Consider the following 9,335-nt stretch of genomic DNA (forward strand, 5'->3'; position numbering starts at 1 on the left):
CCTTTCAAGCCCCGTCAGCTGGTCGCGCACATCCTCTTTGGGGCGGCGCTGCCAGTCCTCCGGGATCATGGGCAGCAGCTCCATGCGCCAGCGCCGCCATTCCGGGCGGTAATCCCCGGGTTCAATGGGCTCCAGCAGGTGACCCACGCACCAGCTCACGTATACCCCGCCGCCACAGTCCAGGTAGCCCTGCCGGCGCTGGGGGCTGTTGGTGATGGCGGTGGCAATGGCGCGGGCCAGTGAGGGCTTTTCCGCAATATAGAGGCGCATTCGGGCTCCTGCCGGACGCTGTGCTAGACTCGACTGCGCATTGTAACGAATCCGCGGACGCCGGAGGTGGCATGTCGCTGCATTCCCAGATCGAGGCTCTCCTGACGGAGCATTTCAGCCCTGAAGTGCTTTCGGTGGAGAACGAAAGCCATCAGCACGCGGTGCCGCCCAACTCCGAGACCCACTTCAAGGTGGTGATGGTGGCGGGTGCGTTTGAGGGCAAACGCCGCGTGGGTCGCCATCAGGCCGTCTATGGCGCGCTGGATGAGCCGCTGAAACAGGGGGTCCACGCGCTCACGCTGCATCTCTACACTCCGGACGAATGGCAGTCCCGCGAGAGTGGGGCGCCTGAGTCCCCGCCCTGCATGGGCGGTTCCCAGGCCGGCTGAGGAGGCGCCAATGAGCCAGTTCTTTGAGATCCATCCGGAGACCCCGCAACCCCGGCTGGTGCGCCAGGCCGTGGAGATCCTGAAACAGGGCGGCGTGATCGCCTACCCCACGGATTCCGCCTACGCGTTCGGCTGCGCGTTGGGCGAGAAAAAAGCGGCTGAACGCATCAAGTGGCTGCGCAACCTGGACGACAAGCACAACTTCACCCTGGTGTGTAAGGACCTGTCGGACATCGGCCCCTACGCCAAGGTGGACAACGTCCAGTTCCGGCTGCTCAAGTCCCACACGCCGGGCCCCTATACCTGGATCATGGACGCCACCAGTGAGGTGCCGCGCCGGCTGCTGCATCCCAAACGCCGCCAGATCGGCATCCGCGTGCCGGATAACCGCATTGTGGAGGCACTGGTGGCGGAGATGGGCGAACCCATCATGAGCTCAACCCTGCTGATGCCGGGTGACGAGTGGCCCATGAGTGATGCCGAGGAGATCCGTGACCGCCTGGAGCACCACGTGGATCTGGTGATCGAGGGCGGTTACTGCGGGCGCGAGCCGACCACGGTTGTGGACCTGTGTGGTGACGTACCCGTGCTGCTGCGTGAGGGCAAGGGCGACGTTACGCCGTTCCAGTAGGAATGAAGCCGGTCAGGCCGGCTGGTTGAAGCGGATCTCGAAGCCGGCCGCCGGATCCTGACCCTGGCCGGATTCATCGGTCATGACCTGCTTGCGCAGTTCCTGGTAGCGGTGGGCAATGTCCTGGAGGCGGTTGTTCTCCGGGCTTTCGCTTACAAGACTCTCCAGCATGGAATTGCCTTCCCCGTAGGCCTGGGAGATGCGTGAGACGTTCTCCAGATACTCCACCGTGGGCTGGTTGGTGCTCAGGCGGTTGAAAGCGGCCTTGAAGGCCCGGTTCTGGTTGAGGTCGTTCTCGATGCGGTCCCGGGTCTCCTGGGGAATCTGGGCTTCCATCTCGATGTCCCCCAGATTGTTGCGCCGCACCGCCATCCGGGTGCCAAGATCCACCTCCAGCTCCTGAAGCTTGGTGCCGATGGTTTCCTTCACAAAACCACTGTCCCGCGCCACAGCATTCTTGAACTCCTGCATGGGCAGATCCGCCAGGCTGACATTGCTGCCACCACGGTCTTGCAGCGTCACGCGTTCGTCGGCAATGGAGGTCGCCGTCTTGGCCGGCGCGGGCTCGCTCCCAGGGGCCTGCTGCGGTGCTTTCTGCTGCGCCCCGCTGGTCTCAGTGCCCTGAATGGCCCGGGCCCCGAAGTTCAGTGCCGCATCCAGAATACCCATGATCGGTTCACTCCTGGCAGAGGTTTGCCGGTTTTCCGTCGTTCACGGGCAGGGGTATGCAGGATTCAGGCCAGAATATGGTGCCCCCGGCAGGATTCGAACCTGCGACCTACGCCTTAGGAGGGCGTCGCTCTATCCTGCTGAGCTACAGGGGCGGAGAGGTGCGTATGGTAGCGGGCTCTGCATCCGGCATCAAATCATGTTGTTGCCGGTGGTGACCGGGCCGGCCTAGACTGCCCCTCTTTTCGTCCGTTTCCGGGGGTAAGCTTGCGGATTTCCATCATTATGCCGGTGCTCAATGAAGCCGCGGGCATCGGGGCCACACTGGCCGCACTGCAGCCGCTCCGGGTCGCTGGCTGTGAGGTGATCCTGGCGGATGGGGGCAGTGAGGACGGTACCCACGAGGCGGCTGGCGATCGCTTCGACCGGTGGATTAGCGCTCCCCGAGGGCGTGCGAACCAGATGAACGCTGGGGCGTCAGCGGCTACCGGTGAGCTGCTGCTGTTCCTGCATGCGGACACCCGGCTCCCTGCCAATGCGCTGCAGTGGCTGGAGCGATTCGCCGCCAGTGATCGGCTCTGGGGGCGTTTTGATGTGCGCCTTTCCGGCAACCGCCCGCTGTTCCGAGTGATCGCCTGGTTCATGAACCAGCGCTCGCGGCTGACCGGCGTTGCGACCGGAGATCAGGCCATTGTCGTGCGCCGCAGCCTGTTCGAACGGGTGGGCGGGTACGAACCCATTCCGCTGATGGAGGACGTAGCGTTGAGTAAAACACTGCGGCGCTACACCCGCCCCTACTGCATTCGGGCTTCGGTAATCACGGACAGCCGTCGCTGGGAGGTGAACGGTCCCTGGCGTACCATCGTACTCATGTGGCGTCTGCGCTGGGCCTACTGGCGGGGAGTGGATCCGAAGGAGCTGGCCCGGCGCTATCGCAGCTGACATGGAGCGGAACAGGGAACAATAATAATGCAGCACCCACCTGCGTTGATGCAGTTCGCCAAATGGCCCCAGAAGGGCCAGGTCAAAACCCGCCTTGCCGCCGAGCTGGGAGAGCGCAAGGCACTGGAAGCCCATCTAGTGCTCACCGATACGGTTCTGAAGAACCTGATGGACAGTGGTTACCCGCTCACATTCTGGTGGGACCGGGAACTGACGGAGACCCCCATTGAGGCTGAAGGCATTCTCCTGCGCCTGCGCAAGGGCGGCATTCCGCAACGGGTCCAGCAGGGCGCGGATCTCGGGGAGCGCATGGCCAACGCGCTGGACGAGGCCATTGCCCATGCCGGTGCGGGCATGATCGTGGGCAGTGACTGCCCGGCGGTCACGCCGGATTACGTCAGAAGGGCGGCGCAGACACTGGAGACGGCGGACGTGGTGATTGGCCCCTCGAACGACGGGGGCTTTGTCCTGATCGGTGCCAAGCGATCAGTGCCGGGCATGCTTGAAGGGCCGGCCTGGGGCAGTGAGCAGGCGCTGGCGCAGACCCAGGCGGCTCTCCACGAAAAAGGGCTCCAGGTGGAATGCCTGGAGCCCCTCTGGGATGTGGACGAGCCCGAGGACTGGGCGCGCTTTCAGCGCCTGCGCTGAAAGTACAGGCTCAGCCCCTGGCCGACCAGGCTCTGGGTGCCGGAACCGAACGCCTGGGCCTGGAGCTGGCGGACCACGGGCGCGGTGGCCAGATTGGCCCCGTCCGTATCCCGGGCCCGCAGAAGCTTCCAGTCCACCTCACTGCTGAGGTTGTCCATCAGCGCGTGAAGCTGGTTGCCGTCCTCCGGGAAGAACCAGCGCTTGCGGCACCCGGCCGTGGCGTAGAAATCCGGCTCGTTCAGTAGTTCCTGATAGGCCTCATGCTGCGGGTTGTTCAGGATCATCCGGCGCAGGCGCCGCAGTGTCTCCGTGGTCGGCTGCAGTCTGTGACGCTCCATCATCCGGCGCAGTGCCACATCCACGCGGCTGGCGCCGTGCTCACCGGTGTGGATGTGCAGCAGCCCGCCGCTGCCCAGCGCCTGCTGGGCGAGCGTCTTGATGGGTGTGCCGTCATGGCCCTCTGACGGCAGCTGGCGGATTTCCACCATCTGCACCTGGTTGCCGTCCTGGATGAAACGCGTGGCCAGTGAATAGGGCCAGAACACGATGTTGCTGAGGCCCTTCTCCTGCGCCAGACGGTTGCCGTGGGCCAGACCCGCCAGGTTCTCATCCACCGCGACCACCTCCACGTCCGTGAAGTAGTTCGCCAGTTCCATGGCGTGCTGGCCGGAACCGGCGCCGATTACCAGAATGCGGACAGTCTCTGGCCAGGCGCTGGTGTCGATGCCCAGGCTCTGTTCCAGTTCCTGCTTGAGTGGCTGTTCATGGTGGATGCGCAGGTTATGCCAGCAGGGCCAGGCGTGGGGCAGGTCCGCGCGGGCCAGGGCCAGCTCATCCTGCTTCTCCTGGAACTGCTGCTTGTAGGCTTCTTCCTCGGCCTTGTGGTAATAGGTCTCCGCCATCAGTGGCTGCATGCCCTCCGGCCAGTCCTCAAGCGCAAGACGGCCGATGTGTTGGGCATAGCCCTGGTGGAAGAGAGCGCCGTAGAGGCTGCGGATGATTAGCCCAGCGGCGACTTCCTCCGGCTGGAAGTCGCCACGCAGTTCCACCTTGAGGTTGGCATCCAGTTCCCGGATGAAGGCATCCTCTTCCTCGGAAACCACCTGGGCAAAACCGGTGCGCGTGGCGTAGCGGCTCAGCGCCATGGCCAGGCGCTGGCGGGATTCATACAGCTCGCCGGTGTCGCGGACCTCCAGCAGGAGGGCACGGCGGGCCTGGGTGATCAGTCTTTCCAGCTCGGCGTCCGCCAGCAGTGTGGTTTCCAGTGCCAGCAGCAGGAGTTCGTCCGCGCAAACCGCATCCAGCAACCAGTCGCCCGGCGCCATTTCCTGCGCGTACTGCTGGCGCAGCAGGTTGGTGACGAAGCGGCTCAGTTCCTGGTGGGGCAGGCCAGGGTGGGAAAGGAGGCGGATGGCATCCTGTGCAAGGGCGCTGTCGGCCTGGTGCACGTCCAGGTGGCGAGCGCATTCGAGCATGCCGGCGTAGACGGAATCCCAGGCCGCGCCGTGATCAAGCAGGGTGCGGTAGTGCAGGTACGCCTGATCGAAGCGCTGTTGCTGGCGCAGGGCATGGGCCTTACCGGCGAAGGCAGGGGCGGACTGGCGCTCATGGGTCAGGGCTTCGTCAAACAGAGCTTCGGCCTGTTCCGCCTCCTCACGCATCAGCGCAAGATAGCCCAGGTTGGCCAGAACCTGGCCGGAATCCGGAGCTGCAACCCGGGCCCGGCCCAACACTTCGCCGGCCTCCTCGAGGCGCCCCTCGTCCATGGCGACACGGCCGAGGAGGTTCAGGGCCTCCGGGTGTTCTGGCTGGGCACCGAGAACCACATCCAGGGCCTCGCGCGCCTGCTGGCGGGCGTGGCCGCGCATGGCCGGCTCTGTCTCCGGGCTGTTGGCAAAACGGTAGAGCTCATTCGCCTGAAGCAGGCGGCGGGCCATGGCCGCTTCCTGTTCGCGGGTTACCTGTTCCAGCTGGGTCTGCGCCTGCATGATCATCCCCTATCTCGTTGTTCAGTCGTTTTGCGGTTAGCCCTGGAGCAGCTGGAGAACCTGCTGCGGTTGCTGGTTGGCCTGGCTCAGGATCGACAGACCAGCTTGTTGCAGGGTCTGCGTTCGGGCCAGTTCAGCAGTTTCCTTAGCGAAGTCCGCATCGCGGATCCGGGAATTGGCGGCCTTGAGGTTTTCGGAGGCGACCTCCTGGTTCTCTATCGTTGATTCGAATCGGTTTTGAACCGCACCGAGGTTGGCGCGTTGGCGGTTGACCAGGTTCAGGGCGTTGTCAACTGCGGTCAGGGCTTTGTTGGCGCCTTCCACTGTTGAAATGTCCACGTCCCGCATGAGCTGGCCTGACTCATTGGCACCGTAAGTGCCAGCCTCAAAGCCAGAGGCAGCCGTATCACCACTCAGAGTGCCTATTTCAATGGATCCGGCTGATTCCAGGGCAACGGAAGATCGTTTAATCTGCGCGCCGCTGCCAAGTGCATTGGTCGCAGCTGCCTCGAAACCGAAGTCGGCAGGCTCATAGTCGGTGGTTCCGCCGGTTCCATCAAAATCGCTGACGGCGATATTGATCCCTTCCTCGGCGATCAGTCTGAATGAATCCCCACCAGCGGTTGAAAATGCCTCAGCCGTTACGCCGGTCCGACCGGACTTCTCCTGGATTGCGCTGACAACCGCCTCCTGCCGCTCTGAGGCACTGGCGCCGTCGGAAACCGACACGGTGATTGGCTCACCGTTGATTTCGAACGTTACATCAGTATCGCCGGCCCCGGTTGCAGGTTCAGCAATGGTCTGGCCGGTGAGCACCGTGGGGTTGGCTTTCGCTGTGACGCCAGTGGCATCGCTCGAACGGTTAATGGCAGCGGCTTTTGCTACCGCGCTCGATGCCGGATTTGTCTCTTCGGGGGAAGAGGTATCGTCGCTGTTCAGGCTCCCGCCAATTGTGACGCCATTGATCGTCAGGTCATCGCCTTCAAGCGCTTCGCCGCTGACGGCGTTACTGATGGCGCCACTGTTACTGCCGCTGTAGGTCCCGGCCTGGAATCCTGAGCGGGAAATGTCGCCCTCGGATTCCAGTCCGATGTCACTTCCATCCTCTGAGATGAGCGTGTAGGTGCCGGTGTAGGTCCGCGATGCCTGGTTGGTGCCGCCATCAGTAGCGGTCGGAGGCAGTCCGTACTGCGCGGCCAGATCATTCGCCCCATCGCCGTCATCGATCGTAATATTCTGGCCGTCCTCCGCGGTCAGCTTGATGCCAATCGACGGGTCGTCATTGAACGTAGCCGTTACCCCCGTCTGCCCGCTTTTACTGTTGATGGTATCCGTAACCGAGCGGAGAAAGGACTCGGGTTCATCGCTGACACCACCGGGCAGGGTGATGGTCTCGCCGTTGATGGTAATGTCCTGGGGTGAGGTAGGAACCGACCCCGAGGCGACGCCCGAGCCAGTGACGGATGTTTCGTTGACTACGGCCCGGACACCGGATTCATCGCTGCGTTCGTTGACCGCCGCTGCTTTTGCGATGGCACTAGTGCTCTGGTTGGCAAACGACTTGCCGTCATCTGCGGCTACGGAACCACCCACAGTGATGCCGTTGATGACAAGGTCGCCGGCCCTTAATGCCTGATCTGAGGGAGAAGAGGTTATGCCATCGGTTTGGGCTGACCCCAGCTTATCCAGGGTTGCACCCTGGATATTGACACCAACGGTTTCTCCCCGGTTGGCACCAATCTGGAAGGTGGCGCCATCAAAGGATCCGTCCAGCAGTTTGGTTCCATTGAAATTGGTCTGTTTGGAAACCCTGCCGATCTCTGCTTTCAGTTGCTGAACCTCCTGATTGAGGGATTCCCTGTCCTGAGCGCTGTTAGTGGCGTTGGCGGATTGCAGTGCGAGTTCACGGATACGCTGCAGATTATCCGTCATCGAGCCAAGTGCCCCTTCCGCGGTCTGGGCCAGCGAGACGCCGTCGTTGGCGTTACGGATACCGACCGAGAGCCCCTGGGTCTGGGATTCAAACCGTGTCGAGATTGCCAGCCCGGCAGCGTCATCCGCGGCACTGTTGATGCGCAGACCAGAGGACAGACGCTCCAGCGCGGTCTGGTTTGCCTCCTGGCTTCGGTCCAGATTGCGCTGTGCGTTGATGGACGCGATGTTGGTATTGATGATCTGAGGCATGGCTTTTTCCTCCGTCCTCTATTCTGCCGGCCGGGTGTTGCCGGTGCCGGCCCTGGTTCGATCAAAGATTATTCGGCTGAGTCCGGTTAAGCGAAGGGTGTGCCAATTCTGGTGAATGATTTTCAGGCTTCTGTTTATAAAATAAAAAATGGATAGGGTCTGGGGCATATAGGGATGGTTCTGCGGCAGATGTGCCGGCTTTCTGGCAGGCTTTTGCCGCTTTTCCGGGGTCGCCGTGTGCGGTCTTCATGCGCTAGACTTCACGCCATCGCCCGGGAATGATGAACAAGGATTCAGTTTTGATGAGCCAGCCCGTTCAGGTTGCGCCGGATCTGCTTGAGGTGGGGCGGCCGCTGCTGTGGCCGCTTTACAGCGCCTCGGACCGACAGCTTGCTCCCCAGGGGCATGTGATCCAGACAGAGGGGGAGTGCGCGCGGTTCCGGGCGCAGGGCTATTATCATCCACCCGAGCGACTGGAAGAGGTTCTTATCTCTGAAGCGGCGGCGGTGGACTCGCTCAACCCCATAGATCCCTTCGCCGAATATGGTTTCCTGCTGGTTTCCCTTGAGCGTGCTTTGGATGCGTTGGCACGTGGCCAGAAGGACGCACGCCAGCGGCTTATGGATCTGGTTCAGCGGGTGCGCCTGGCTGGTATGAGCAACCCCGAGGCCTGTCTGGCGCTGATTCATGTGTACGCCGCCAGGCCCAGTGTCCATGAGCAGACGCTGTTCTACGCATTCCTGTGCTGGTTTGTGGGGAGCGAGCTCGGTTATGAGGAGGAGGCCCTCCAGCAGCTGGTGGCTGCGGCGCTGAGCGCCAATATCGCGTTGATGCCGTTCCAGGACCGGTTGAATGCTTCGCGCAATACACTATCCGACCAGCAGCGGGCCATCATCCGCCGGCATCCGGAGCGCAGCGCGGAGGTGCTGGCGGCCGCCGGTGTTGCGGATGAGCCGATCATCACGGCAATTCGCCAGCATCATGAGGAGTGGGATGGCTCCGGTTACCCCAACGGGCTCAGGGCGAAGGCCATCAGCCAGCCGGCGCGTATCCTGGCCATGGCTGAACGCTATGTGGCATTGATTACCCGCCGGGCTTATCGTGAGCGCTACCGTACGGACGACGCCCTGCGCTACCTTCTGGATGTGGCCCGGCAGGATCCGAACAAGGCCCACTACAGGGCGCTCTACAACACACTGACCGTTCACCCTCCCGGTGCACTCGTGCAGCTCAGGAACGGTGAGACGGCAGTGGTGGCCAAGCGGGCCCTGGGGGAACGCCCGCTGGAGATGCTGTGTGTGGCCAATCCACAGGGGCACTTCTACCTCGATCCCATCCTGCGACGTGATGACGGCACACATTCCCTGATTGAACAGACCGTGGTGACGGAACCCCGGCCGTCGCTGGATCTGGCCCGGCTGCTTCGCTGAGAAGATCTACCCAGCGTTCAGGGATTCCCCGCTTTCCACCTTGAACAGTTCAGCAAAACGTTCGCCGCTGAACACGCCTTCGTCGGGGACGGCCAGAACCATTACCGGAACCAGGGCATCCCCGCAGGTCAGCCAGAGTCCGTTATCCACGACCAGTTCGCCTGGTGAGCAGTCTAAGGGCAAC

8 protein-coding genes, 1 tRNA gene and 1 pseudogene are annotated in these 9,335 nt (G+C 62.7%); 5 read left to right on the forward strand and 5 right to left on the reverse strand.

The window, feature by feature from the left end:
• Positions 1 to 270 (reverse strand): annotated as a pseudogene (locus QZ501_RS13880) (DNA topoisomerase III); the annotation flags it as partial.
• Between the two features lie 71 nt (positions 271 to 341).
• Here QZ501_RS13880 and QZ501_RS13885 point away from each other — a divergent pair.
• The gene (locus QZ501_RS13885) at positions 342 to 659 is read left to right on the forward strand and encodes a BolA family protein (protein ID WP_151441609.1); all 318 of its coding nucleotides are present in this window, start codon (positions 342 to 344) and stop codon (positions 657 to 659) included.
• A 10-nt stretch (positions 660 to 669) separates the two neighbouring features.
• Positions 670 to 1,290, forward strand: coding sequence for an L-threonylcarbamoyladenylate synthase (locus QZ501_RS13890; protein ID WP_151441610.1), 621 nt, complete (start codon positions 670 to 672; stop codon positions 1,288 to 1,290).
• A gap of 12 nt (positions 1,291 to 1,302) precedes the next feature.
• On the opposite strand, the gene QZ501_RS13895 is transcribed toward QZ501_RS13890, so the two are convergent.
• Together QZ501_RS13895 and QZ501_RS13900 are read right to left on the reverse strand one after the other, a co-directional pair.
• Positions 1,303 to 1,959, reverse strand: a complete 657-nt coding sequence (locus tag QZ501_RS13895; protein ID WP_095617797.1) for a hypothetical protein — start codon at positions 1,957 to 1,959, stop codon at positions 1,303 to 1,305.
• A gap of 78 nt (positions 1,960 to 2,037) precedes the next feature.
• Positions 2,038 to 2,114: transfer RNA gene (locus QZ501_RS13900), tRNA-Arg, on the reverse strand.
• Between the two features lie 112 nt (positions 2,115 to 2,226).
• On the opposite strand from QZ501_RS13900, the gene QZ501_RS13905 reads away from it, so the two are divergent.
• Complete coding sequence (locus QZ501_RS13905; protein ID WP_295720329.1) at positions 2,227 to 2,901, forward strand: TIGR04283 family arsenosugar biosynthesis glycosyltransferase; 675 nt, start codon at positions 2,227 to 2,229, stop codon at positions 2,899 to 2,901.
• Positions 2,902 to 2,928: 27 nt separating this feature from the next.
• Positions 2,929 to 3,549 carry a TIGR04282 family arsenosugar biosynthesis glycosyltransferase gene (locus QZ501_RS13910; protein ID WP_295720331.1) on the forward strand — a complete coding sequence of 207 codons (621 nt, stop codon included), beginning with the start codon at positions 2,929 to 2,931 and terminating at the stop codon, positions 3,547 to 3,549.
• Here QZ501_RS13910 and QZ501_RS13915 read toward each other — a convergent pair.
• Together QZ501_RS13915 and QZ501_RS13920 are read right to left on the reverse strand one after the other, a co-directional pair.
• Complete coding sequence (locus QZ501_RS13915) at positions 3,534 to 5,537, reverse strand: class I SAM-dependent methyltransferase (RefSeq protein WP_295720332.1); 2,004 nt, start codon at positions 5,535 to 5,537, stop codon at positions 3,534 to 3,536. The genes QZ501_RS13910 and QZ501_RS13915 overlap by 16 nt on opposite strands.
• A 36-nt stretch (positions 5,538 to 5,573) precedes the next feature.
• On the reverse strand, positions 5,574 to 7,721 hold the full coding sequence (locus tag QZ501_RS13920; RefSeq protein ID WP_295720335.1) for a flagellin: 2,148 nt from the start codon (positions 7,719 to 7,721) through the stop codon (positions 5,574 to 5,576).
• A 302-nt stretch (positions 7,722 to 8,023) separates the two neighbouring features.
• Here QZ501_RS13920 and QZ501_RS13925 point away from each other — a divergent pair, with 302 nt between their 5' ends.
• Complete coding sequence (locus QZ501_RS13925; RefSeq protein ID WP_295720337.1) at positions 8,024 to 9,151, forward strand: HD domain-containing phosphohydrolase; 1,128 nt, start codon at positions 8,024 to 8,026, stop codon at positions 9,149 to 9,151.
• Positions 9,152 to 9,335 lie beyond the last annotated feature (184 nt).

It is taken from the genome of uncultured Halovibrio sp. (genome assembly GCF_913056445.1).
GTDB lineage: Bacteria > Pseudomonadota > Gammaproteobacteria > Pseudomonadales > Oleiphilaceae > Halospina > Halospina utahensis_B.

Coding starts and splice junctions, on each gene's coding strand:
- QZ501_RS13920 (WP_295720335.1), bottom strand. CDS start 7,721: ATGCCTCAGATCATCAATACCAACATCGCGTCCATCAACGCACAGCGC.
- QZ501_RS13890 (WP_151441610.1), top strand. CDS start 670: ATGAGCCAGTTCTTTGAGATCCATCCGGAGACCCCGCAACCCCGGCTG.
- QZ501_RS13885 (WP_151441609.1), top strand. CDS start 342: ATGTCGCTGCATTCCCAGATCGAGGCTCTCCTGACGGAGCATTTCAGC.
- QZ501_RS13910 (WP_295720331.1), top strand. CDS start 2,929: ATGCAGCACCCACCTGCGTTGATGCAGTTCGCCAAATGGCCCCAGAAG.
- QZ501_RS13925 (WP_295720337.1), top strand. CDS start 8,024: ATGAGCCAGCCCGTTCAGGTTGCGCCGGATCTGCTTGAGGTGGGGCGG.
- QZ501_RS13915 (WP_295720332.1), bottom strand. CDS start 5,537: ATGCAGGCGCAGACCCAGCTGGAACAGGTAACCCGCGAACAGGAAGCG.
- QZ501_RS13895 (WP_095617797.1), bottom strand. CDS start 1,959: ATGGGTATTCTGGATGCGGCACTGAACTTCGGGGCCCGGGCCATTCAG.